Genomic DNA, 24,550 nt, shown 5'->3' with positions numbered 1-24,550 from the left:
ACCATATGTGCGATCACTGGCCACTCTTGCAGGCGAAAGTGATCGTTTGCCGTGTTCGTGGGCTTATTCACAGAAACAGGGGCCACACCTGTGACGGTGCGACCCCTGTCCGATCTTGTCTGACCTTGTCTGGCCTTGTCTGACCTGGTCCCGATCCTGCTCAACTTTGTCCGACCTTGCCTGACCTTGTCCGATCGGCTCTCGGGTCCGGTCAGCGGTCGTGCCCGATCGGCTGTCGGGCCGGTCAGCCCTCGCTGACGCCCAGCTTCTCCAGGATCAATTCCTTGACGCGGCCCGCGTCGGCCTGACCGCGGGTGGCCTTCATGACGGCGCCGACCAGGGCGCCGACCGCTGCCACCTTGCCGCCGCGGATCTTGTCCGCGACCCCCGGGTTGCCGGCGATGGCCTCGTCCACGGCCGCGCCGAGCGCGCCCTCGTCGGAGACGATCTTGAGGCCGCGCCGGTCCACGACCTCGTCCGGGGTGCCCTCGCCCGCGAGGACGCCCTCGATGACCTGGCGGGCCAGCTTGTCGTTGAGTTCGCCGGAGGTCACCAGTTCGGCGACCCGGGCCACCTGCGCCGGGGTGATGGCCAGCTCGTCCAGGGACGTGGCGGACTCGTTGGCGCTGCGGGCCAGCTCGCCCATCCACCACTTGCGGGCGGACGTCGCGTCGGCACCGGCCTCGATGGTGGCGACGATCGGGTCCAGGGCGCCGGCGTTGAGGATCGCCTGCATGTCGGTGGCGGAGACGCCCCACTCCTCGCGGAGCCGGTTGCGGCGGGCCAGCGGCGGCTCGGGCAGCGTGGCCCGCAGCTCCTCGACCCACGCGCGGGACGGGGCGACCGGCACGAGGTCGGGCTCCGGGAAGTACCGGTAGTCCTCGGCCTCCTCCTTGACCCGGCCGGAGGTGGTGGAGCCGGTGTCCTCGTGGAAGTGCCGGGTCTCCTGAACGATCGTGCCGCCCGAGGAGAGCACGGCCGCGTGCCGCTGGATCTCGAAGCGGGCGGCGCGCTCGACGGACCGCAGCGAGTTGACGTTCTTCGTCTCGCTGCGGGTGCCGAACTTCTCGGCGCCCTTCGGCATCAGCGACAGGTTCACGTCGCAGCGCATCTGGCCCATCTCCATCCGGGCCTCGGAGACCCCGAGCGCGCGGATCAGCTCGCGCAGCTCACGGACGTAGGCACGGGCGACCTCGGGGGCGCGCTCACCGGCCCCGACGATCGGCTTGGTGACGATCTCGATGAGCGGGATGCCGGCGCGGTTGTAGTCGAGCAGCGAGTGCGAGGCGCCGTGGATACGGCCGGTCGCCCCGCCCACATGGGTGGACTTGCCGGTGTCCTCCTCCATGTGGGCGCGCTCGATCTCCACCCGGAAGGTCTCGCCGTCCTCCAGCTGGACGTCCAGATAGCCGTTGAAGGCGATCGGCTCGTCGTACTGGGAGGTCTGGAAGTTCTTCGGCATGTCCGGATAGAAGTAGTTCTTCCGGGCGAACCGGCACCATTCGGCGATCTCGCAGTGGAGCGCGAGGCCGATCTTGATGGCGGACTCGACGCCGGTCGCGTTCACGACGGGCAGCGCGCCGGGCAGGCCGAGGCAGACCGGGCAGGTCTGGCTGTTGGGGTCGGCACCGAGCGCGGTGGAGCAGCCGCAGAACATCTTGGTGCGGGTGCCGAGTTCGACATGGACCTCAAGGCCCATGACGGGGTCGTACGTCTCCAGCGCGGAGTCGTACGACACCAGGTCGGTCGTGGTGGTCACGGTGAAACTTCCCTCTCAGCCCAGCAGGACGTCGTCGTCGCCGAGCCGCTTCAGCTCGCGGTAGAGGATGGCGAGGCCGGTGACGATGGCGGCGGCGGACACGGCTGCGTCGACGATCCGCAGCGTGTCGTGGTCCGCGCGGGCCTTCTTCAGCTGCTTGGCGACACCGACCGCGCCGAACGCGGTGGTCGCCATCGACAGGTACGTGCCGGACTTGGACTTCTTGAAACCCTTGGCCTTGGACAGTGCATTACTCACAGCGACGGAGCCTCCTCCAGGAGCGGATGCCCCCACTTTTCCACGAAGGCGGCCTCGACGGCGGCGCCGACCTTGTACAGCCGGTCGTCCCGCATCGCCGGAGCGATGATCTGCAGGCCCACCGGGAGGTTGTCCTCCGGGGCGAGACCGCAGGGCAGCGACATCGCCGCGTTGCCCGCCAGGTTGCTGGGGATGGTGCACAGGTCGGCGAGGTACATCGCCATCGGGTCGTCGGCGCGCTCGCCGATCGCGAAGGCGGTGGTCGGGGTGGTCGGCGACACGATCACGTCGACCTGCTCGAACGCCTTCTCGAAGTCCCGGGTGACCAGCGTACGGACCTTCTGGGCGCTGCCGTAGTAGGCGTCGTAGTAGCCGCTGGACAGCGCGTACGTGCCGAGCATGACCCGGCGCTTGACCTCGGGGCCGAAGCCGGCCTCCCGGGTGAGGGAGGTGACCTCCTCGGCGGAGCGGGTGCCGTCGTCGCCGGTGCGCAGGCCGTAGCGCAGCCCGTCGAACCGGGCCAGGTTGCTCGACACCTCGGAGGGCGCGATCAGGTAGTACGCCGACAGGGCGAGGTCGAAGGACGGGCAGTCCAGTTCGACGATCTCGGCGCCGAGCCCCTTGAGCAGTTCGACGGACTCGTCGAAGCGCTGGATGACCCCGGCCTGATAGCCCTCGCCGCGGAACTGCTTGACGACGCCTACGCGCATCCCCGCGACGCTGCCGTTGCGGGCCGCCTCGACCACGGACGGCACCGGGGCGTCGATGGAGGTGGAGTCCATCGGGTCGTGACCGGCGATGACCTCGTGGAGCAGGGCCGCGTCCAGCACCGTGCGGGCGCAGGGGCCGCCCTGGTCGAGGGAGGACGAGAAGGCGACCATGCCGTAGCGCGAGACGGCCCCGTACGTCGGCTTCACTCCGACCGTGCCGGTGACGGCGGCGGGCTGGCGGATGGAGCCGCCGGTGTCGGTGCCGATGGCCAGCGGCGCCTCGTAGGCGGCCAGCGAGGCGGAGGAACCGCCGCCGGAGCCGCCGGGGATCCGGGTCAGGTCCCAGGGGTTGCCGGTGTGGCCGTAGGCGCTGTTCTCGGTGGAGGACCCCATGGCGAACTCGTCCATGTTGGTCTTGCCGAGAATGACCACGTCGGCGGCCTTGAGGCGCTGGGTGACGGTGGCGTCGTAGGGCGGGATCCACCCTTCGAGGATCTTGGAGCCGACGGTGGTGGGGATGCCCTCGGTGGTGAAGATGTCCTTCAGCGCGAGGGGCACACCGGCGAGCGGTCCGAGCTTCTCGCCGCGCGCCCGCTTCTCGTCCACGGCGCGGGCCTGGGCGAGGGCGCCCTCGCGGTCGACGTGCAGGAACGCGTGGACCTTCTCGTCGACGGCGTCGATCCGGGCCAGGTGGGCCTCGGTGACCTCGATGGCGGTCAGCTCGCCGGCGGCGATCCGCGCGGCGATCTGGGCCGCGGTGAGCTTGATGATCGTGGTGTCCGTCATGGCGGTCACTCCTCCCCCAGGATCTGCGGCACCTTGAAACGCTGCTGCTCGTGAGCGGGGGCGCCGGAGAGCGCCTGCTCGGGGGTGAGCGAGGGACGGACCTCGTCCGGCCGCATGACATTGGTCAGCGGCAGCGGGTGGGAGGTCGGCGGTACGTCTTGGTCGGCGACCTCACTGACGCGGGCGACCGCGCCGATGATGTCGTCGAGCTGGCCGGCGAAGTGGTCGAGTTCTTCGGGCTTCAGCTCCAGACGCGCCAGCCGGGCGAGGTGGGCGACCTCCTCGCGCGTGATGCCAGGCATGCAGCGATCCTCTGGGTGAGTGCGTGTGGTGTGGCCCAATCCTATGGGTCGGGGGCGGGTGACTGTGAAACGGATTGCCCCGCACCCCGGCGCGACCCGCGCGAGGACCGAACGGGACCCGGCCGCGGGTACGCACCTTCTGCGCGGGGGCCTGACCTCACGGGTGGGCCGCAGCGCCAGATGGCGGCTTCAAGGGGGCCGGGCCTTGTCGGTGATCGGGGCTCGGGGGCGTGGGGGTGTGGGTCAGTCGGGGAGGGCTGCCGGGGCTCGTTGGGCGCCGCGGGCGCGGAGCCAGGCCGTGGTCTCGTCCGGCGGCATCGCGGCGGCGACCAGCCAGCCCTGCACCGCGTCGCAGCCGAGGTCCCGCAGCCGCTCCCAGGTCTCGTCGTCCTCGACGCCCTCCGCGACGACGAGCAGGCCCAGCGAGTGGGCGAGGTCGACCGTGCACCGGACGATCTCCGCGTCCTCGGCGTCCACCGCCAGCCGGGCCACGAACGAGCGGTCGATCTTCAGTTCGCTCACCGGCAGCCGCCGCAGATGCACCAGCGACGAGTACCCGGTCCCGAAGTCGTCCAGGGACATCTTCACGCCGTGCCCGGTCAGCCCGGCCAGGGTGTCCGCGGCGCGCTGCGGATCCTCCAGGAGCACATGCTCGGTGATCTCCAGTTGGAGCGCTCCCGCGGGCACTCCGTGCCGGGCGAGCCGCGCGGCGACGGACCCCGCGAAGCCGGGGGTGTGCACATCGCGCGGCGACACATTGACCGCGACCGGCACGAACAGCCCCTGCGCCCGCCACCGGGCGACCTGCGCGAGCGCGGTGTCCAGGACGTACTCCGTCAGATGCGGCATCAGCCCCGACGACTCGGCGATGGCGATGAACTCGTCCGGCGGCACCTTCCCGCGCTCGGGATGCACCCACCGCATCAGCGCCTCCAGACCGGCGACCTCTCCGTCGAAGCGGACCTTCGGCTGGTAGTGGAGCTGGACCTCGCGCGCGTCGAGGGCGCGCCGCAGATCGGCCAGCAGTCCGAGCCGGTCGGGCGTGTTGGAGTCCCGCTTGGACTCGTACACCTCCACGCCCGTACGGTCGCGTTTGGCCTGGTACATCGCGACGTCCGCGCGTCGCAGCAGGCCCTCGGCGTCGAGGGCGTGGTCCGGGTAGACGGCGACGCCCGCGCTGGCCTCCAGCACCAGGGTCAGTCCGTCCAGGTCGAGCGGGGAGCCCAGTTCGGCGACGATGCCGCGGGCGATCCGGGTCGCCGAGGTGGTGGAGTCGGCGATGGGCAGCAGGACGGCGAACTCGTCCCCGCCGAGCCGCGCGACCTCCGCCCCGCGCGGCAGCGCCCGCCGTACCCGGTCGGCGGTCTGGAGCAGCAGCCGGTCCCCGGCCAGATGCCCCAGCGTGTCATTGACCGCCCGGAAGCGGTCGAGGTCGATGAGCATCAGGGCGGAGCGGGCGCCGATGCGTTCGGCGTCGTCCAGGGCCGTCCAGATGCGTTCGAGCAGCCACTGCCGGTTGGGCAGTCCGGTGAGCGGGTCGCGCAGTTGTTCCTCGGCGCGGGCGCGGGCCATCCAGAGCGTGGAGTCGAGGGCGATGAGCGGGATCGCGAACAGCGGCAGCAGGACCGGCTTGGCGATGGCGATGACACAGATCAGGGGCGCGATACCGAGCAGGGCGACGGCGACCAGACCATGTCTGACCAGGGTGGAGCGGGCGATGGTGGGCAGCCGTCCGGAGCGCGGGCCGTGCAGGAACCAGAGCAGTGCGCGGGTGACGACGAGATAGGCGAGCGCCACCAGGACGACCTCGCTGGCGGTGTAGTACGTCCAGGTCTCCGGCAGCCAGGGTTCCTCCACCGAGGGCACCGGCCCGAACGTGGCGCGGAGTAACGCGGCGGAGCCGATGCCGAGGATGTCCACGGCGCCGTTGAGGACGCCCTGGCGCCAGCGGTGGCGGCGGGCTATGCCGACCAGGACGACGACGGTGAGGCTGACCATGCCCGCGGGCAGCCAGCCGTACAGCAGCAGGACGGCGAGGGTGAGGGCGGCGCCGGAGCCGGTGCCGCCGCCCCAGCGGGCGCTGCCCAGCATCACCAGATGGCCGACGATGAGTCCGGTCAGCACGGCCAGCGCCCAGCCGACCGTGCCGGAGGGGAACAGCGCCTGATGGGTGGTGAACGCCCGGTAGAAGCCCGCGCCGAGCACGAAGCCCGCCGCGGCGACGACCGCGGCGGGCAGCGCGGGCCACGACAGATGACGTTCGCTCTCACCGTCCGACAGGGGGGAGGTGTGCGGGGCGGGGAGCGGGACCGTGACCGGCGCCTCCGCCGGGGTCCGCGCCGACGCGCGCCCTCGCGCACCGGCCTGTGCCCGCGCCGACGGGGCGGTACGGGCCGGCAACGCGGTCATTGCTCCTCGCCAGGCGCCGGCCAGTCGGCGCAGCCGTGAGTCCGGGGCGGCGCTCTCGGTCGGTTCCATTCCCGTCCCTCTCACAGCCGGCGGTGCCCTCGCCACGCGGCCCGAATGCCTTGCTCGCACCCACGGCACCGCGTCGGAAAACCCTTCCCCCTGCTCCTGAACAGCACGGGGCTGCCCCGACCGCAGCTGGGCACGGCAGGCGCACAGCTCAACAGTAGGCCGCGGAAGGCTCTCACGGGCAGCGGTCGCGGACGGTTGCCCGAATGCGCCCGAGCCACCCGTATGCATCTGATATGCGCCGAACGGGTGGCCTTCAACCGCTACCGGGGGGCCGCCCGTCGGCCATGTGGCGGTTACTCGTCGGCCGGGAGGGCGGCCTCCGTCGCCGCCTCAGGCCCCTGTGCGAGCAGCACGTCGAAGCCCTCCTCGTCCAGGACAGGCACCTTGAGCTGCACGGCCTTGTCGTACTTGGATCCGGGATTGTCCCCCACGACGACGAACGACGTCTTCTTGGAAACCGAACCGGTCACCTTTGCGCCACGCGACTGGAGTTCGTCTTTGGCTCCATCTCGTGTGTAGCGCTCCAGTGTTCCGGTCACGACGACCGTGAGTCCTTCCAGGGGTCGGGGGCCCTCGTCCTCGGCGGAGCGCTCCTCCTCCAGGCGCACCCCGGCCGCCTTCCACTTGCGCAGGATCTCCTGGTGCCACTCCTCGGCGAACCACTCCTTGAGCGAGGCCGCGATGATGTCGCCGACGCCGGCGGTGTCGGACAGCTCCTTCTCACTGGCCTGCTCGATGCGGTCGATGGAGCCGAACTCGCGGGCGAGTGCCTCGGCGGCGACCGGGCCGACATGGCGGATCGAGAGGCCGGTCAGCATCCGGGCCAGCGGGCGCTCCTTGGCCGCGGCGATGTTCTCCAGCATCGCGAGCGCGTTCTTCTTGGGCTCGCCCTGCTGGTTGGCGAAGACGGTGGCGATCTTCTCCTCGCCGGTCTTGGGGTCCCGCTTGGGCAGTCCGCTGTTCTGGTCCAGGACGTACGCCTTGATGGGCAGGAGTTGCTCCACCGTGAGGTCGAACAGGTCGCCCTCGTCCTTCAGCGGCGGGTCGGCGGGCTCCAGCGGCTTGGTGAGGGCCGCGGCGGCGACGTAGCCGAAGTGCTCGATGTCCAGCGACTTGCGGCCCACGAGGTAGAACAGGCGCTCACGCAACTGGGCCGGGCAGGATTCCGCGTTGGGGCAGCGCAGATCGATGTCGCCCTCCTTCATCGGTCTGAGCGGTGTCCCGCACTCGGGGCACTCGGCGGGCATCACGAACGCGTGCTCGGTGCCGTCGCGCAGATCGACCACCGGGCCGAGGATCTCGGGGATCACGTCACCGGCCTTGCGCAGCACCACCGTGTCCCCGATGAGCACGCCCTTGGCCTTGACCACCTCCTGGTTGTGCAGGGTGGCGAACTCGACCTCGGAACCGGCCACCGTGACCGGCTCCACCTGCGCGTACGGCGTCACCCGGCCGGTCCGGCCGACCCCCACGCGGATGTTGACCAGCTTGGTGTTGACCTCTTCCGGCGCGTACTTGTAGGCGATCGCCCAGCGGGGCGCGCGGGCCGTGGAGCCGAGCCGGCCCTGGAGGCGGATCTCGTCCAGCTTGACGACCACGCCGTCGATCTCGTGGTCCACCGAGTGGCGGTTCTCGCCGTAGTGGGCGATGAACTCCCGTACGCCGTCGAGGCCGTCCTCCACCCGGTTGTGCGGGGAGGTGGGCAGGCCCCAGCCCTTCAGCAGAGTGTACGCCTGCGAGAGCCGGTTCATGCCCGTGTAGCCCTCCAGGGCGCCGATGCCGTGGACCACCATGTGCAGCGGGCGGGTGGCCGTGACCCTCGGGTCCTTCTGGCGCAGCGAGCCGGCCGCGGCGTTGCGCGGATTGGCGAACGGCTTGTCACCGGCCTCGACCAGACGGGCGTTGAGCGCCTCGAACTCGTCCATCGGGAAGTAGACCTCGCCGCGGATCTCCACCAGGTCCGGGACGGTCTCGCCCCGCAGCCGGTCCGGGATCTCGGTGATCGTGCGGACGTTGGGGGTGATGTCCTCGCCGGTACGGCCGTCGCCGCGGGTCGCGGCGCGGGTGAGGCGGCCGTGTTCGTAGGTGAGGTTGACGGCGAGGCCGTCGACTTTCAGCTCGCACAGGAAGTGGTACTCCTGCTCGCCCAGTTCGCGTGCGATGCGGTCGGCCCAGGCGGCCAGCTCCTCGTCGTTGAAGGTGTTGTCGAGGGACAGCATGCGCTGGTGGTGCTGGACGGCCGTGAACTCCGTCTCGTAGGAACCGGCGACCTTCTGGGTCGGCGAGTCCGGCGTACGCAGCTCCGGGTACTCCTCCTCCAGCGCCTCCAGCGACTTCAGGAGTCCGTCGAACTCCGCGTCGCTGACGACCGGAGCGTCCTTCACGTAGTACCGGAAGCGGTGCTCCTCGACCTGCTCCGCGAGCCGGCCGTGCTGGGCTCGGGCCTCGGCGGGCACCGCCGTCGTCTCCGCTTGCTTGTCGCCGGCCACCGTGTCGTCCTCCCGTTACTCTGGGTTGTCCGCGAGAGATCTCGCCGCCTGGACGCAGTGGGCGAGCGCCCGCCGGGCGTACTCGGGGGAAGCACCCGCGAGACCGCACGACGGAGTGACCGTGACCACGTCCGCGAGCAACCCCGGATGCAGCCCCAGCCTGCGCCACAGCGTCCTGACACCCATGACGCTACCGGCAGGGTCTGACAATCGGCCGTCCGTGCCCGGCACGACACCCGTGAACAGCCGGGTGCCCGCCTCGACGGCCTCACCGATCGCCTCGTCATCACGCTCGGTGAGCAGGGTGGCGTCGAAGGAGATGCCCTTGGCGCCGGCCCGGCGCAGCAGGGCGAACGGGACGTCGGGCGCACAGGAATGCACCACCACGGAGCCACCGGGGCCACCGGAGCCCCCGGAGCCACGAGCGCCGTCGGAGCCACCCGCGCCGCCCGCACCCTCCACGCCTGCCGGGCTCGGCCGGCTGTCGGCGTGCACGTCGATCACCTCACGCAAGGTGCCCTCGGCGAACTGCCGGTCCACGGCCTGGTGGGTGCGGTAGCCGCTGGCCGACCTGACCTGTCCGCGCAGTACGGCGGTGAGCGACGGTTCGTCGAGCTGGAGGACCACACGGGCGCCGGGGATCCGGCGGCGGACCTCCTCCAGGTGCAGCCGCAGGCCCTCGGCGAGGGAGGCGGCGAGGTCGCGGCAGGCGCCGGCGTCGGAGAGGGCGACCTCGCCGTTCCGAAGCTCCAGCGCGGCGGCGAGCGTCCAGGGGCCGACCGCCTGGACCTTCAGCGGGCCGGTGTAGTCCTGGGTGAACTCCTCCAGCGCGTCCAGATCCTCGCCGAGCCAGGACCGCGCCCGCCGGGTGTCCCGGCCCGGCCGGTCACCGAGCCGCCAGCCACTGGGCTCCACGCGCGCGTACAGCTCGACCAGCATCCCGGCGGTCCGGCCGATCATGTCCGCGCCGGGCCCTCGGGCGGGCAGCTCGGCGAGGTACGGGAAGTCCTCGAAGGTGCCGGTGACGGTCCTGGCCGTCTCTCGGGCGTCGCCGCCCGGCATCGAGCCGACGCCGGTGGCCGCGCCGAAGCGGGGGGTGTTTTCGCTCACCCGCGCAGCCTACGTACCCGGCGGCGCCCCGGCCGCCCTGGGGCTCCGCCCCCAGATCTCCGGACCCCCGGACCCCCGGACCCGCGGCCCATCGGCGCCCCAGACCCCGCCCGGCCCGGTGCCACCCGGCCGAGGGGTCTCGGGACGTGCGAAGAAGCACCGCCCGAGCGGCCCCTACCGACCCGGCCGGATCGTCACGTCGTTCAGCTCCGCGTCCCTCGGCAGATCCAGTGCCGTCACGATCGTCGTGGCGACGGACTCGGGGTCGATCCATGCCGACGGGTCGTAGTCCCGGCCCTCCTGCTGGTGCGTGCGGGCCTGCATCGGCGTGGCGGTGCGGCCGGGGTACACCGAGGTGACCCGCACCCCGTTCCCGTGCTCCTCGTGCCGCAGGGAGTCGGCGAGCGCCTTGAGGCCGTGCTTGGAGGCGGCGTACGCGGACCAGTCGGCGGACGCCCGCAGCCCGGCGCCGGAGTTCACGAACAGGACCTGGCCACGGGCCATCCGCAGCTGCGGCAGGAAGAGCCGGGTCAGTTCGGCGGGGGAGAGCAGATTGACGTCGAGCTGGTGGCGCCAGGTCTTGGGGGTGAGGTCGCCGACCGCGCCGAGGTCGATCACCCCGGCGCTGTGGATCAGCGAGTCCACCTGCTCGGGGAGCGTCTGGTGGGACAGCGCCCAGGAGAGCCGCCCGGGGTCGGCGAGGTCGCCGACCAGGGTGCGGGCGCCGGGGAACTCCCCCGCCAGTTGCTTGGCACGGCCCGCGTCGCGCGCGTGGAGCACGATCTCGTCCCCGCGCGCGTGCAGGCGCCGGGCGACGGCCGCGCCGATGCCGGAACCGGCCCCGGTGATCACATGTGTAGCCATGCCCGCCATGCTCGCATCACCGTCGGCCGGATCAGACCACGCCCTGGCTCTCCTCCAGGTAGGCCAGGGCGCCGACCGGCTCCTCGGCGAAGAACACCAGCTCGGTGAGGGGCAGCGGCAGGAAACCCTCGTCCTCCATGCGCCGGAACTGCTGCTTGAGGCCGTCGTAGAAGCCCTCGGTGTTGAGCAGCACCACCGGCTTGTCGGTGTGGCCGTGCTTCTTCAGCTCCAGGATCTCCGTGGCCTCGTCCAGGGTGCCGGTGCCGCCCACCATGACGACCACGGCGTCGGCCTTCTCCAGCAGCAGCTTCTTGCGCTCGGCGAGGTCGCGCGCGAACACCATCTCGTCCGCCTCGGGCCGCGCCGTGGCGGCGAGGAACTCCACGGAGACGCCGATCAGCCTGCCGCCGCTCTCCTGCACGCCGTCGGCGACGACCTTCATCAGGCCCGAGTCGGAGCCGCCCCAGACCAGGGTGTGCCCGCCCTTGCCCATCAGTTCGGCGAACTCGCGCGCGGGACGGGTGTAGCGGACGGCCAGGTCGGCGGCGGAGAGGAAGACACAGATACGCATGCGCACACCGTACGGGGGAAGAACCGCGGCCCGTCGGGTGCTTTTCCCTACATGACCGACGGACACATCATCACGATCGAACCGAGCGGACAGCGGGTACGGGCGCTCCACGGCGGCCAGGTGCTCGCCGAGAGCGACCGGGCCCTGGTCCTGCACGAGACCGGCTGTCCCCCGCGCTACTACATCCCGGCCGAGGACGTGCGCCTCGACCTCCTGACCGGCTCCGACACCCACACCTACTGCCCCTTCAAGGGCACGGCGTCCTACTGGTCGCTGCCGGACGCCGCCGACCTCGTCTGGGGCTACCCCGAGCCGAAGGAGGGCGTCGCCGAGATCAAGGACCACCTGTGCTTCTACGAGGTGGAGGTGGGCTGACCCGGCCCGGTCCCCGGCGCCCCCGGGGGTGCGTCAGACGGCGGCCGGGGTCGCGCGCGTGGTCGTGGCGATGGTCGCCGAGCCCACCACGCGCGTGCCGTCGTAGAGGACGACGGCCTGGCCGGGGGCGATCCCGCGGACCGGTGTGGTGAAGCGGACGCGCAGTTCGCCGTCCACGACCTCCGCCGCGACCTCGGTCTCGTCGCCGTGGGCGCGCAGCTGGGCGGTGTAGGTGCCGGGGCCGGTGGGGGCGGTGCCGCACCAGCGGGGCTTGATCGCGGTGAGGCCGGTGACGTCGAGGGCGGCGGCCGGGCCGACCGTGACCGTGTTGTCGACGGGGGAGATGTCGAGGACGTAGCGCGGCTTGCCGTCGGCGGCGGGGGTGCCGATCCGCAGCCCCTTGCGCTGGCCGATGGTGAAGCCGTAGGCGCCCTCGTGGGTGCCGACCTTGGCGCCCGTCTCGTCCACGATGTCGCCCTCCGCCTTGCCGAGGCGGCGGGCCAGGAAGCCCTGGGTGTCGCCGTCGGCGATGAAGCAGATGTCGTGCGAGTCGGGCTTCTTGGCGACGGCGAGGCCGCGCCGCTCGGCCTCCGCGCGGATCTCGTCCTTGGTGGTGACGGTGTCGCCGAGCGGGAACAGGGCGTGCGCGAGCTGGCGGTCGTCCAGGACGCCGAGGACGTACGACTGGTCCTTGGCGAGGTCGGAGGCGCGGTGCAGTTCGCGGGAGCCGTCCTCGGCGACGACCACCTGGGCGTAGTGGCCCGTGCAGACCGCGTCGAAGCCGAGGGCGAGCGCCTTGTCCAGCAGGGCGGCGAACTTGATCTTCTCGTTGCAGCGCAGACACGGGTTGGGCGTACGGCCCGCCTCGTACTCGGCGACGAAGTCCTCGACCACGTCCTCGCGGAAGCGGTCGGCGAGGTCCCAGACGTAGAACGGGATGCCGATGACGTCGGCGGCCCGGCGGGCGTCGCGGGAGTCCTCGATGGTGCAGCAGCCGCGGGCGCCCGTCCGGAACGACTGGGGGTTCGCGGAGAGCGCGAGATGGACACCGGTCACGTCATGGCCCGCTTCGGCGGCACGGGCGGCGGCGACGGCGGAGTCGACCCCGCCGGACATGGCGGCGAGGACGCGGAGGGGACGGGTGCGCTGCGGGATCTCAGTCATAACCCTTCCAGGGTAAGGGGACGCGGGAACCAGACCCGGCGAATAAGCGTTGTGGATCGCATGGAGGAGACGAAGGGCGGCCCTGGGCCTTCCGGCAGGCGGATCGGACGGCGGTCGCTGATCATCGGGGGTGCCGCGGCGGCGGCCGGCGCGGGCGTGTGGGCGGCGCAGGACCCGTTGTCGCGGCTGTGGTGGCAGGTGCCGGGCGTGGAGAAGCCGCGGCCGGAGGGAGTGGTGGACTTCCAGGGGGCGCGCTGGGTGGCAGCGTCGTCGGCGAACTGGCGGCGCGCGGACCGGCCGGCCGACTTCCCGGTGGACCGGGTGGTGGTGCATGTCACGCAGGGCAGCCACGACAGCGCGGTACGAGTCTTCCAGGACCCGGGGCACGGCGCGGCGACGCACTACATCGTGCGGCAGGACGGCGGCATCACGCAGATGATCCGCGAGCTGGACGTGGCGTTCCACGCGGGCGACCGGGATTACAACGAGCGCAGTGTCGGCATAGAGCACGAGGGTTTCGTGGACCGCCCCGAGGACCTCACGGACGAGATGTACGCCGCCTCGGCCCGGCTCACCGCCGGTGTCTGCCGCCGCTACGGGATACCCGTCGACCGCGAGCACATCATCGGCCATGTGGAGGTGCCGGGCACGGACCACACGGATCCCGGGCCGCACTGGGACTGGGACCGCTATATGAAGCTGGTCCGCAGAGCGAGCACGGCACCGACCCCGACACCGTCGGGATCCGTCACACCCTGAGGGGGTGATCGGCGCCGCGACACAGGCGCACAGGCCCCGGCCCGACGCAGACCGCACGGGCCCTGGCCCGACTCAGGCGCACAGGCCCCGGGCCCGACACAGGCACACACGCCCTGGCCCCGACACACAGGCCCCGGCCCCGACGCAGACGCACAGGCCCTGCCCCGACACAGGCGCACGGTCCCTAGGTGAGTCCGGCCGCCCGGGCGCGTTCCACGGCCGGGCCGATGGCCTTCGCGACGGCCTCGATGTCGTCCTGTGTGGAGGTGTGCCCCAGGGAGAACCGCAGGGTGCCGCGGGCCAGGTCGGGATCGACCCCGGCGGCCAGCAGCACATGGCTCGGCTGCGCCACCCCCGCGGTACAGGCGGAGCCGGTCGAGCATTCGATGCCCTGGGCGTCCAGGAGCAGCAGCAGTGAGTCGCCCTCGCAGCCGGGGAACGTGAAGTGGGCGTTGGCGGGGAGGCGGCCCCCGGGTGCCGGGTCGCCGCCGAGGATCGCGTCGGGCACGGCCGTACGGACCGCGTCGACGAGTTGGTCCCGCAGGGCGCCAACCTCGCGGGCGAACCGTTCGCGGTGCCGGGCCGCGAGGCGTCCGGCGACGGCGAAGGAGGCGATGGCGGGGACGTCGAGGGTGCCGGAGCGGACATGGCGTTCCTGGCCGCCGCCGTGCAGCACGGGCACGGGGGTGTACTCGCGGCCGAGCAACAGCGCGCCGATGCCGTATGGTCCGCCGATCTTGTGGCCGGAGACGGTCATCGCGGCGAGCCCGGAACCGGCGAAGTCGACCGGGATCTGCCCGAACGCCTGGACGGCGTCGGCGTGCAGGGGGACGCCGAACCCGTCGGCGACGTCGGCGAGTTCGCGGACCGGCATGACAGTGCCGATCTCGTTGTTGGCCCACATGACGGTGGCGAGGGCGACATCGTCCGGGTTCCGGGCGATGGCCTCGCGCAGGGCGTCGGGGTGGACCCGGCCGTGGGAGTCGACGGGGAGGTACTCGACGGTGGCGCCCTCGTGCTCGCCGAGCCAGTGCACGGCGTCGAGCACGGCGTGGTGCTCGACGGGGCTGGCGAGGACGCGGGTGCGGGCCGGGTCGGCGTCGCGGCGGGACCAGTACAGCCCCTTCACGGCGAGGTTGTCGGCCTCGGTGCCGCCGGAGGTGAAGACCACCTCGCTCGGGCGGGCGCCGAGCGCCTCGGCGAGGGCCTCCCGGGCTTCCTCGACCGTACGCCGGGCCGCGCGGCCGGACGCGTGCAGGGAGGAGGCGTTGCCCGTGCTGCCCAGGTGGGCGGTGAGCGCCTCTGCCGCCTCCGGAAGCATCGGAGTGGTCGCGGCGTGGTCGAGATAAGCCATGGTGTGCCGATTCTACGGCGGTGGGGTGGGCGGCCTCGCTGCGGGGACGGGGTGCGGACGGAGGCAGCGGGGGGCGCGTCCGGCGCGCGCCGACGGCGCAGGGCCCCGAGGGGGTCGATGATTTCGGAGAACAGTTGTTTACTGAAGGGCATGAGTCATGCCCTCGGCGTCCGTGCGGCGCGCAAGCAGCGGACCCGGCAGGCGCTGCTGGACGCGGCGCTGGAACTGCTCGCCGGGCAGAGCCTCAGCGGCCTCGGACTGCGGGAGGTCACCCGGGCCGCCGGTGTCGCCCCGACCGCCTTCTACCGCCACTTCCGCTCGATCGAGGACCTCGGGGTCGCCCTGGTGGACGAGGCGCTCGGCAGTCTGCACCCGCTGGTCCTGGCGGTGGTCGCGGACACCCGCGACGGCGAGGAACGTATCGCCGGGATCATCGATCTGCTCGCCTGCTATGTCACCAAACACCCCGCTCACGTGCGCTTTCTCGCGCGCGAGCAGCATGGCGGGGTACGGGCGGTGCGGGCGGCGGTCCACACCCGGCTGACCCGGCTCACCGAGGGCGTGCGGGTCGAACTGGCCCGGGATCCGGAGTCGGTCGGCTGGAGCGAGGACGATCTGCGGATGCTCGCGGGCGTCCACGTCGACCACCTGGTGACCACGTCGACCCGCTTCCTGGAGGCCCTCGGCGCCGACCCGGCCGAGCGGGTACGGGTCACCCGTGAGGCGGCCGACCGGCTCCGTCTGATCGGCCTGGGCCGGGCGCACTGGCGGGACTGAACCCCTCGTTCCGAAGGGCGCTCCACCGCCCTTGACCTCAAGTCCGCTTGAGTTCCTAGCGTGCCGTCATGCCGTCACAGGAGTACACCTCACCCCCGGTCAGGGCGGGCAGGCGGGAATGGTGGGGGCTGGCCGTGCTCGCCCTCCCGACCGTTCTCATCGCCCTCGACATGTCCGTACTGCACCTGGCCGTGCCGCAGTTGAGCGCGGACCTCGGCCCTTCGGGCACCCAACTGCTGTGGATCGTCGACATCTACGGCTTCCTCATCGCCGGTCTGCTCATCACGATGGGCACGCTCGGCGACCGGGTGGGCCGCCGTCGGCTGCTGCTGATCGGCGCCGTGGGATTCGGCGCGGCCTCCGTGCTCGCGGCCTACGCCACCAGCCCGACCATGCTGATCGTGGCCCGGGGACTGCTGGGGGTCGCGGGGGCGACGCTGATGCCGTCGACGATGTCGCTGCTGCGGAACATGTTCCACGACCCGGGGCAGCGCACGGTCGCGATCAGCGTGTGGATGGCGGGCTTCGTGCTCGGCGGCGCGCTGGGACCGGCCGTCGGCGGCGTCATGCTGGAGTACTTCTGGTGGGGTTCGGTCTTTCTGCTCGGCGCCCCGGTGATGGCCCTGCTGGTGATCACCGGTCCGCTGCTGCTGCCCGAGTACCGCGCCGGGCGGCCGGGCCGACTGGACCTGCTGAGCGCGGTGTTGCTGCTGGTCGGCGTACTGCCGGTGATCTACGGCGTCAAGGAGTACGCCTCGCACGGCGTCGGGGCGCTGTCCTCACTGGCCCTCGCCGCGGGGCTCGCGCTCTGCACGGCCTTCGTGCTGCGCCAGCGCACCCTCACCGCCCCGCTGCTGGATCTACGGCTGTTCCGCAGCCGTACGTTCGCCGCCGCGCTGGCCGTGCTGTCGCTGTCGATGTTCGTCATGGCCGGGGCGCAGTTCTTCCTGGCGCAGTTCCTCCAGATGGTGTCCGGGTACGGGCCGATGAAGGCGGGGCTTCTGCTGCTGCCCGTCTCCGTGACGATGGTGGTCGGCATCATGGCGTCGCCCGCGCTCGCCCGGCGGGTCGGCCCGGCGCGGCTGATGGCGGCGGGGCTCGCGCTGACGGCCGTGGGCATGCTGATCCTGAGCCGGCTGACCGAGGACTCGGGCCTCGTGCCGGTGATCGTCGGCGGGGCCGTGATGAGCCTGGGGCTCGGGCCCACCCCGGCGCTGGGCACGGGCATGGTGCTGGCCACGGCCCCGGCGGAGAAGGCCGGAGAGGCGTCGGCCGTCCAGGAGACCGCCGCCGAACTGGGCACCGCGCTGGGTATCGCCCTGCTGGGCGCGGCGGGCACCGCGCTCTACCGGGCCGAGGTGCGCGGCGGCCTGCCGGCCGGTACCCCCGCCGAGGCCGGCGCGGCGGCCGAGGACAGCATCGGCTCCGCCGTCGCGGCGGCCGAGGGACTGCCCACCGAGGGGCGTGACCTTCTGCTGGACGCGGTCAGGGCGGCCTTCACCGACGGGGTCCAGGTCGTGTTCACCGCCGGAGCGGGCGTCGCCCTCGGCATCGCGCTGCTCACGGCGACCCTGCTCCGCACGGTCACCCCGGCGCTCGAAGAGGGGCGGGAGGCACCGGCGCAGGCGCCGCGGTCCGGCTGAGCCCCGGCGAAGCCCCACCGGCCCGGAAGCCTCTCCGGCCCGGAAGCCCCTCGCTCCGGACATGGGGAGCGTGCCGTCGGCCGGAACTCCCGGCCTCAGCCCGTCCACACCCGCGCAAGTTGCCGTGACTGGGCCACCAGGCGGTCCGCGCTGTCCCAGACCTCCGCGTCCTCCTCCAGGAAGCCACCGGCCGGATTGCGGGTGGTGATGGAGACACGGAGGGGGCCGGGGGCGGGGCGGCTGCGGACGTGGACGGTCAGTTCCACCGTCGGGACCCAGCCCTTGAGGCCCAGCTCGAACGCGGTCGGGGGCAGCGCGTCGACCGCGAGGAGCAGCGAGAACGGATCGGCGTCGCGGCCGTCGGCCAGACCCAGCCAGGCCCGCATCTCCCCCTTGCCGGAGGGCTGACCGAGCGCCCAGCCGAGGGTCGACGGGTCGAGTTTGATCATCAGCCGGTCGGTGATCGGGGAACTCGCCGGGACCGGTGCGGGGCTGTCCTCGGGGCCGAAGCACTGCTCGATCGGCGGGATCGCGGGCGGCTTCACGGAGGTGTGGACCTCGTCCGGGAGCGCGTCGAGATCGCCGTAGGAGGCGAGGACCCGCAGGCGCTCGACCTCCTGGCCCCGGTCGTCGTACTGGAAGAGGGACGCCTGGCCGGTGGAGAGGGTGCGGCCGGTGCGGACCACGTCCGTGCGGACCACCGCGGGGCCCGGCTGCGAGGCCGTCAGATAGTGCGCGGAGATGCTGAACGGGTCGGCGTGCGGCAGGGCGTCCCCGAGGGCGCGGCCCACCACGGCGAGGAGGAAGCCGCCGTTGACGGCGTTGAAGATCGTCCAGCCGGTCGAGAGGTCGATGTCGTAGACGCCCTCGGAGCGCCGGACCAGGGCGGTGTCGCGGTCGAACTCGCTGTCGCCGATGGTCGCCTGGGATGCCTGAGCCATGCACGTACCGTACCGCAGGGACCTACTAAGCGGTAGCTTTTATTTCCCGGCCGAGCCCGACTCCCCCGCCTCACACCTCCGCCTCACACCCCGCCTCACACCTCCGCCTCACACCCCGCCTCACTCCCCTTCCTCACGCCCCTTCCTCCTCCCGTACCGTCGACCGGCGGTTCCACGCCCGCGGTGCGCGCCAGTGGTACCGCAGCGCCAGCAGCCGCAGCGCGAACGCCGTGATCACCGCGAGGCTGCTGGTCAGCGGGGTGAGGACGTCGTAGCGGAGGAAGAAGGCGACCATGACGGCGCCGACGATCGCGGGGACGGCGTACAGGTCGCGGTCCCAGCGCAGCAGCGAGGGGACCTCGTTCGCCAGGACGTCCCGCAGGACACCGCCGCCCACGGCGGTCGCGAGACCGAGGGCCGCCGCCGCGTGCAGGCCGAGTCCGTACTCGTACGCCTTGGTCGTGCCCGTCACGCAGAACAGGCCGAGGCCCGCGGCGTCGAAGACGTTCACCCCGGTCTGGATCCGCTCCACCTGGGGGTGGAGGAAGATCACGAGTAGGGCCGCGACCAGTGGTGTGAGGAAATAGCCGAGGTCCGTGAAGGCCGCCGGGGGCACCGCGCCGATCACCAGGTCCCGGAACAGCCCGCCGCCCAGCGCCGTGACCTCGGCGAGGACGGCGATGCCGAAGACGTCGAAGTTCTTGCGCACGGCCAGCAGCGCGCCGGAGATGGCGAAGACGAAGATGCCTATCAGGTCGAGCGTGTGCTGGACGGATGGGCTGAAGAACGGTTCGAGCACCCTTCTATTCTTACCCATGCGTCAGCCCCCGCCTTGCAAAACAAGGCGGGGGCTGGCTGTGGCTTACTTCTCGCCGGTCCCCTGGGAAGGAGCGTCACCGGTGGAAGCCTCAGAAGCCTCAGCAGAGGAAGCCTCGCCGGTGGAAGCCTCCTCGGCCACCGCATTCGCGACCGCCGCGCTCGTCTCCGCCGACTCCGCCAGCACCTCGTCGGCGACCAGTTCGGCCGCCTCCTTCGCCGCGGTCAGCAGGACGGTGTCCTGCGGGGCCTGGTCCTCGAAGTTCTCCGGGTGGTGGCAGGCCACCTGCTGCCCGGGGCGCAGCTCGATCAGCGGCGGCTCCTGGGTCGTGCAGATCTCCGTCGCCTTCCAGCACCGGGTGTGGAAGCGGCAGCCGCTCGGCGGCGAGATCGGCGAGGGCACGTCGCCGCGGAGCAGGATCCGCTCGCTCTTGGCCGACCTGCGCGCCGGGTCCGGGATCGGGACCGCGGACATCAGCGCCTTGGTGTACGGATGCATCGGCGACTTGTAGAGCAGCTCACGGTCGGCCAGCTCCACGATCTTGCCGAGGTACATCACCGCGATCCGGTCCGAGACATGCCGGACGACGGACAGATCGTGCGCGATGATCACATACGTCAGGCCCAGCTCCTGCTGGAGGTCGTCCAGCAGATTGACCACCTGCGCCTGGATCGACACGTCCAGCGCGGAGACCGGCTCGTCGGCCACCACGAGGCGGGGGTTGAGGGCGAGCGCGCGGGCGATGCCGATGCGCTGGCGCTGACCGCCGGAGAACTCGTGCGGGTAGCGGTTGTAGTGCTCCGGGTTGAGCCCCACGACCGACAGCAGCCGCTGCACCTCCTTCTTGACACCGCCCTCGGGCGTCACGCCCTGGAGCTTGAAGGGGGCGCCGACGATGGTGCCGATGGTGTGGCGCGGGTTCAGCGAGGAGTACGGGTCCTGGAAGATCATCTGGACGTCGCGGCGCAGCGGGCGCATCCCGCTCACCCCGAGGTGGGTGATGTCCTTGCCCTGGAACTCCACGGTCCCGGCGGTCGGCTCCAGGAGCCGGGTGATCAGCCGGCCCATGGTCGACTTGCCGCAGCCGGACTCGCCGACGACACCGAGGGTCTCCCCGGACCGCACCTCGAAGTCCAGGCCGTCGACCGCGCGGACGGCGCCGACCTGCCGCTTGAGCAGGCCCTTGCGGATCGGGAAGTGCTTCTGGAGCCCGCTGACCTTGAGCAGGACCTCGCCGGGGGCGGGGTCCGCGGTCAGGGTGGCACCTTGGCTCTGCGCGGGGATGCTCACGGGGTTGTCCACTGCCTTCTCGCTGTTCTCGCTGTTGTCGCTCACAGCTTCGGCGCAATCTCTTCGATCCAGATCCGCTCCCGCTGCTCCTTCGACATGTGGCAGGCGGCCCAGTGCCGGCTGCCGATCTCGGACAGTTCGGGGCGGACCGTACGGGTCACATCGTCCTTGGGGATGTCCGCGTAGGGGCAGCGCGGGTTGAAGGCGCAGCCGGACGGCAGATTGATCAGCGAGGGCGGGGAGCCCTTCACCGGGACGAGGCGTTCCTGCTGGTCGCGGTCGAGACGGGGCATGGAGCCGAGCAGTCCCCAGGTGTAGGGGTGGCGGGGCTCGTAGAACACCTTCTCGGCCGGGCCGCGCTCCACACAGCGTCCGCCGTACATCACCAGCAGGTCGTCGGCGAGTTCGGCGACGACGCCCAGGTCGTGGGTGATGATGATGACCGCGGAGCCGAACTCCTTCTGAAGATCCCGGATCAGATCCAGGATCTGCGCCTGGACGGTGACGTCCAGGGCGGTGGTCGGCTCGTCCGCGATGAGCAGCTCGGGGTTGTTGACCAGCGACATCGCGATCATCGCGCGCTGGCGCATACCGCCGGAGAACTCGTGCGGGTAGTTGTCGACCCGCTTGTCGGGCTGCGGGATGCCGACCCGGTCGAGCATCTCGACCGCGCGCTTCTTCGCGGTCTTCTTGTCGACGTCGTGGTGGATCCGGTACGCCTCCACGATCTGCTGGCCGATCGTGTAGTACGGGTGCAGCGCGGAGAGCGGGTCCTGGAAGATCATCGCCATCTCACGGCCACGCATCCGGCGGACCTGGTCGGCGGGGGCCGACAGCAGTTCGGTGCCGTTGAGCCAGATCTCGCCGGAGATCCGCGCCTTGCGCTTGCCGTACTGGCCCGCGGTGTGCAGGCCCATGATGCCGAGGCTGGTCACCGACTTGCCGGAGCCGGACTCGCCGACGATACCGAGGGTCTTGCCCTTCTCCAGCTGGAAGCTGAGCCCGTCGACGGACTTGACCAGGCCGTCGTCGGTGGGGAAATGCACCTTGAGATCGCGTACGTCGAGGAAGGCGCTCGGGGCCCGGGCGGAGACGGGCTCGCCCACGGCGGCGCCGCTCTTGCTCAGTTCGGTCATGCGAGCCTCACTCGGGGGTCGATCACGGCGTACAGGACGTCCACCACGAGGTTGGCGATGAGCACCGCGAGAGAAGTGATCAGGGTGACGCCGAGGATGACCGGCAGGTCCTGGTTCTTGATCGCCGAGAGCACGGCCTGGCCGAGGCCGGGCAGGCTGAAGGTGGTCTCGGTCAGGATAGCGCCGCCCATCAGGGCGCCGATGTCCATGCCCAGCATGGTCAGGATGGGGGTCATCGTGGAGCGCATGGCGTGCTTGCGGATGACGACCGTCTCGCGCAGGCCCTTGGCGCGGGCCGTGCGGATGTAGTCCTCGCCGAGGATCTCCATCATGGTGGCGCGGGTGATCCGGGCGTACATCGCCGCGTAGAGGAACGCCAGGGTGATCCAGGGCAGCAGCATGCCGCCGAACCAGCCGCCGAAACTCTCCTCGAACGGTACGTACTGCGCGTCCAGCCAGCCGAGCCCGTAGGAGAAGATCGCGAGGCTGAGCAGGCCGGTGAAGTAGATCGGCAGGGAGACACCGGCGAGGGCGACGACCATCGCGCCGCGGTCCCACAGGCTGCCCCGCTTCAGGGCCGAGACGACACCCGCCGTGACACCGATGAGCAGCCACAGCACCGCGGCGCCGAGCGCGAGTCCCAGGGTCACCGGGAAGCGGTCGGTGAGCACCGGCCAGATGGCCTGCTCGCTGCGGAAGGAGTAGCCGAAGCAGGGCGCGGAGCACTGGGTGACATCGCCGCCGGCCGCGTAGGTGCGGCCCGCGAAGATGCCCTTGAAGAACTCCCAGACCTGGACGTACACCGGCTCGCTCAGGCCCAGCTTGGTCCGCACGGCCTCGACCGCGGCAGGGTCGGCCTGCTTGCCCACGAAGCTCGTGGCGATGTCGACGCCCGCCCACTTGGGGACGAGGAAGAAGATGCTGAAGACCACCATGACGATGACCACGAGCATCACAGCGGCGGCGAACAGCCGCCTGATGAGGTAAGTGAGCACAGCTCTCGGCCCGCGGCGGGCCGCGGACCACCGGGGTCATCCGGTGGTCCGCGGCCCAGCCACGCCGGCCTTCACCTGCCTTTCGTGCCGTACGGCGGGTGGACCGGGACTACTTCTCGGCCTTCAGGCCGAGGTTGACGAAGTCGTACATGCCGCTGTAGCCGTCGGACGTGTAGACGTTCGCCAGTCGGCCGGAGCGCCAGTTGAGGAACTTCTCGAAGACGAACGGCAGGTAGTAGCCGCCCTCCATCACCTTGTGGTTGATCTGCTTGGCGATGTCGGTCTTCCCGGCGTCGTCCAGCGTGTTGACGTAGTCGTCGAACAGGCCGTCGATCGTCTTGTCCTCGATGAGGGCGTAGTTGTTGTTGCCCGACTCAAGGATGTAGTCGCTGTCCCACAGCGGGAGACCGTAGCCCTGGACGGACGGGAAGTCCGGGCCCCAGCCCATGATGATGATGCCGTAGCCCTTCTTCTCCACGTTGGAGGGGCTGCCGATGATGCCGGCGGTCTGCGAGCCGTCGTACTGGTCGATCTCGGCGTCGATGCCGATCTTGCTCAGGGACGCCTGGAGCGACTCGGCGGTGGCCACCTCGACCGGCTTGTTGTTGCGGACCGCGATGGTGGTCTTGAAGCCGTTGGGCTGGCCGCACTCCTTGAGGAGCTTCTTGGCCTCGGCGGCGTTGCCGCTCTTGTTGTCACCCGCGAGCTTGTACGGGTCGTACGCCTGGCCCTCGGAGCCCGGGACCGACGGCGGCAGCATGTTGGTGCCGATGTCACCGCCGGCGATGGGGCCGCCGCGCGCGTTCTGCAGCGAGACGTGGTCGGCGCCGACGATGACGGCCTTGCGGCACGCCTCGTTGTCGAACGGCTTGACGCTCTGCGGGAAGACCGCGTAGCGGATGTAGCCGGAGACCGGGTTGTCCAGGTTCGCCTTGTGCTCCTTCAGGGCGGTGGTGCGGCCCTGCGGGGACATGCCGGTCTGGTTCAGGTCCAGGTCGAAGTCGCCGTTGATCAGACGGGCGTCCATGTCGTTGGCGTTGGTGAAGAAGTTCACCGTGACCTTGTCCGGGTACGCCTTGCGCACCGGGTCGGACCCCTGGTCCCAGTTGGTGTTGCGGGTCAGCACCAGCGACTTGCCCGGGTCGTAGGACTCGAACTTGTACGGGCCGGAGGAGAACGGCTTCAGACCGTACTTGGACTTGGTGTCCTTGTCCTGGCGGACCGGGGACGCCGAGGTCAGCGCGAGCATCTCCTCGAAGTCCGAGTTGGCCTTCGGCAGCTTGAAGACGATGGTCTTGTCGTCCGGCGTCTCGATGGCCTTCAGACCCAGCTTGTCGGCGGACTTGTCCTTGTACGGGCCCGGGTACTCGCCGTCGGGGTCCAGGACGTCCTTGAGGTAGACCGGCCCACCGGCCAGCACGTCCTGCGCCCACTGGCGCTCGATGCCGTACTTCACGTCCTTGGACGTGATCGGCTTGCCGTCCTCCCAGGTGACACCGTCACGCAGGGTGTACGTGTAGGTCTTGCCGTCGTCGCTGACCTCGGCGACCGCGGTGGCGAGGTCGGGGGTGATCTCCGCGCCGGCCTTGCCCGGCTCCGTCTTGTTCGTGACGAGCTGACGGGAGTAGTAGCGGGAGAAGTTCCACATGAAGCCGTAGTAGCCGCGCGTGGTGTCCCACGAGTCGGCGTCCTGGGCCGCGGCGAACTTCAGCGTGCCGCCCTTCTTGGCCTGCTCGGCCTGGGCGACCTTGTTGTTGGCCGCGTCGAAGCCGGCCGCGCCGTTCTTCGAACCGCCGCCGTTGTCGTTGCCACCGCCGCCGCCGCACGCCGCCGTGGTCAGCAGCGCGGCGACCACCGCGGCAGCGGCCAGGGCCTGCTTGCGCCGCCTGGGGGTGCGTTGGGTAGTCACGATCTCGGATCCTCCGGGTTGTGATGAGAGATCCCGTGCAGAGCCACGGGTCGCTGGGGGTAC

General features: G+C 71.1%; 21 protein-coding genes. 4 read left to right on the top strand and 17 right to left on the bottom strand.

All coding sequences use genetic code 11. The annotated features are described in order from the left end of the window. Positions 1-244: 244 nt before the first annotated feature. The 9 genes from gatB to ACIQNG_RS23625 form a co-directional block, all read right to left on the bottom strand. Positions 245-1,759: an Asp-tRNA(Asn)/Glu-tRNA(Gln) amidotransferase subunit GatB gene (gene gatB, locus ACIQNG_RS23665; protein ID WP_401487579.1), complete on the bottom strand. Its 1,515-nt coding sequence runs from the start codon at positions 1,757-1,759 to the stop codon at positions 245-247. 15 nt (positions 1,760-1,774) lie between these two features. After that, on the bottom strand, positions 1,775-2,017 hold the full coding sequence (locus ACIQNG_RS23660; RefSeq protein WP_401487577.1) for a hypothetical protein: 243 nt from the start codon (positions 2,015-2,017) through the stop codon (positions 1,775-1,777). Then, positions 2,014-3,513: an Asp-tRNA(Asn)/Glu-tRNA(Gln) amidotransferase subunit GatA gene (gene gatA, locus ACIQNG_RS23655; protein WP_401487575.1), complete on the bottom strand. Its 1,500-nt coding sequence runs from the start codon at positions 3,511-3,513 to the stop codon at positions 2,014-2,016. Before gatA ends, ACIQNG_RS23660 begins: the two co-directional genes overlap by 4 nt. Before the next feature lie 5 nt (positions 3,514-3,518). Continuing rightward, the gene (gatC, locus tag ACIQNG_RS23650) at positions 3,519-3,815 is read right to left on the bottom strand and encodes an Asp-tRNA(Asn)/Glu-tRNA(Gln) amidotransferase subunit GatC (protein WP_401432266.1); all 297 of its coding nucleotides are present in this window, start codon (positions 3,813-3,815) and stop codon (positions 3,519-3,521) included. Between the two features lie 243 nt (positions 3,816-4,058). Continuing rightward, the gene (locus ACIQNG_RS23645; protein ID WP_401487573.1) at positions 4,059-6,293 is read right to left on the bottom strand and encodes a putative bifunctional diguanylate cyclase/phosphodiesterase; all 2,235 of its coding nucleotides are present in this window, start codon (positions 6,291-6,293) and stop codon (positions 4,059-4,061) included. A 293-nt stretch (positions 6,294-6,586) separates the two neighbouring features. After that, on the bottom strand, positions 6,587-8,782 hold the full coding sequence (ligA, locus tag ACIQNG_RS23640) for an NAD-dependent DNA ligase LigA (RefSeq protein ID WP_401487571.1): 2,196 nt from the start codon (positions 8,780-8,782) through the stop codon (positions 6,587-6,589). Between the two features lie 15 nt (positions 8,783-8,797). After that, on the bottom strand, positions 8,798-9,844 hold the full coding sequence (locus ACIQNG_RS23635) for a methionine synthase (RefSeq protein WP_401487788.1): 1,047 nt from the start codon (positions 9,842-9,844) through the stop codon (positions 8,798-8,800). Between the two features lie 222 nt (positions 9,845-10,066). Further along, on the bottom strand, positions 10,067-10,765 hold the full coding sequence (locus tag ACIQNG_RS23630; protein ID WP_401432257.1) for an SDR family oxidoreductase: 699 nt from the start codon (positions 10,763-10,765) through the stop codon (positions 10,067-10,069). A gap of 22 nt (positions 10,766-10,787) precedes the next feature. Further along, positions 10,788-11,327: a TIGR00730 family Rossman fold protein gene (locus tag ACIQNG_RS23625; RefSeq protein WP_401432254.1), complete on the bottom strand. Its 540-nt coding sequence runs from the start codon at positions 11,325-11,327 to the stop codon at positions 10,788-10,790. Between the two features lie 51 nt (positions 11,328-11,378). Here ACIQNG_RS23625 and ACIQNG_RS23620 point away from each other — a divergent pair, with 51 nt between their 5' ends. Further along, positions 11,379-11,702, top strand: a complete 324-nt coding sequence (locus tag ACIQNG_RS23620) for a DUF427 domain-containing protein (RefSeq protein ID WP_401432251.1) — start codon at positions 11,379-11,381, stop codon at positions 11,700-11,702. Positions 11,703-11,735: 33 nt separating this feature from the next. Here the strand turns inward: ACIQNG_RS23620 and mnmA are convergent, their stop codons facing one another. Continuing rightward, positions 11,736-12,866, bottom strand: a complete 1,131-nt coding sequence (gene mnmA / locus ACIQNG_RS23615; protein ID WP_401432248.1) for a tRNA 2-thiouridine(34) synthase MnmA — start codon at positions 12,864-12,866, stop codon at positions 11,736-11,738. 60 nt (positions 12,867-12,926) lie between these two features. Between mnmA and ACIQNG_RS23610 the strand changes: the two genes are divergently transcribed. Further along, positions 12,927-13,625: an N-acetylmuramoyl-L-alanine amidase gene (locus ACIQNG_RS23610; protein WP_401432245.1), complete on the top strand. Its 699-nt coding sequence runs from the start codon at positions 12,927-12,929 to the stop codon at positions 13,623-13,625. Between the two features lie 184 nt (positions 13,626-13,809). Here ACIQNG_RS23610 and ACIQNG_RS23605 read toward each other — a convergent pair whose 3' ends face one another. Further along, complete coding sequence (locus ACIQNG_RS23605; protein ID WP_401432242.1) at positions 13,810-14,979, bottom strand: cysteine desulfurase family protein; 1,170 nt, start codon at positions 14,977-14,979, stop codon at positions 13,810-13,812. 150 nt (positions 14,980-15,129) lie between these two features. Here ACIQNG_RS23605 and ACIQNG_RS23600 point away from each other — a divergent pair, with 150 nt between their 5' ends. Together ACIQNG_RS23600 and ACIQNG_RS23595 are read left to right on the top strand one after the other, a co-directional pair. After that, complete coding sequence (locus ACIQNG_RS23600) at positions 15,130-15,756, top strand: TetR family transcriptional regulator (protein WP_401487567.1); 627 nt, start codon at positions 15,130-15,132, stop codon at positions 15,754-15,756. Between the two features lie 68 nt (positions 15,757-15,824). Then, positions 15,825-17,399, top strand: coding sequence for an MFS transporter (locus tag ACIQNG_RS23595; protein ID WP_401487566.1), 1,575 nt, complete (start codon positions 15,825-15,827; stop codon positions 17,397-17,399). 95 nt (positions 17,400-17,494) lie between these two features. Here the strand turns inward: ACIQNG_RS23595 and ACIQNG_RS23590 are convergent, their stop codons facing one another. From ACIQNG_RS23590 to ACIQNG_RS23565, 6 genes are all read right to left on the bottom strand, one after another. Continuing rightward, entirely contained in the window at positions 17,495-18,340 is an 846-nt protein-coding gene (locus ACIQNG_RS23590; RefSeq protein ID WP_401487564.1) for a thioesterase family protein, read from the bottom strand. Between the two features lie 133 nt (positions 18,341-18,473). After that, positions 18,474-19,139, bottom strand: coding sequence for a trimeric intracellular cation channel family protein (locus ACIQNG_RS23585; protein ID WP_401432230.1), 666 nt, complete (start codon positions 19,137-19,139; stop codon positions 18,474-18,476). A 63-nt stretch (positions 19,140-19,202) separates the two neighbouring features. Continuing rightward, positions 19,203-20,492, bottom strand: coding sequence for an ABC transporter ATP-binding protein (locus ACIQNG_RS23580; protein WP_401487561.1), 1,290 nt, complete (start codon positions 20,490-20,492; stop codon positions 19,203-19,205). Then, on the bottom strand, positions 20,489-21,583 hold the full coding sequence (locus ACIQNG_RS23575; protein WP_401432227.1) for an ABC transporter ATP-binding protein: 1,095 nt from the start codon (positions 21,581-21,583) through the stop codon (positions 20,489-20,491). Before ACIQNG_RS23575 ends, ACIQNG_RS23580 begins: the two co-directional genes overlap by 4 nt. Next, positions 21,580-22,578, bottom strand: a complete 999-nt coding sequence (locus ACIQNG_RS23570; protein ID WP_401432224.1) for an ABC transporter permease — start codon at positions 22,576-22,578, stop codon at positions 21,580-21,582. The genes ACIQNG_RS23575 and ACIQNG_RS23570 overlap by 4 nt, the downstream gene beginning before the upstream one ends. A 109-nt stretch (positions 22,579-22,687) precedes the next feature. Beyond that, a complete protein-coding gene (locus tag ACIQNG_RS23565; protein ID WP_401432221.1) occupies positions 22,688-24,487 on the bottom strand; it encodes an ABC transporter substrate-binding protein in 1,800 nt (599 codons plus the stop codon). Positions 24,488-24,550 lie beyond the last annotated feature (63 nt).

Origin of the sequence: Streptomyces sp. NPDC091377 (assembly GCF_044757045.1) — a bacterium.
Lineage (GTDB): Bacteria > Actinomycetota > Actinomycetes > Streptomycetales > Streptomycetaceae > Streptomyces.
This window is presented reverse-complemented; position numbering and strand designations above follow the sequence as displayed.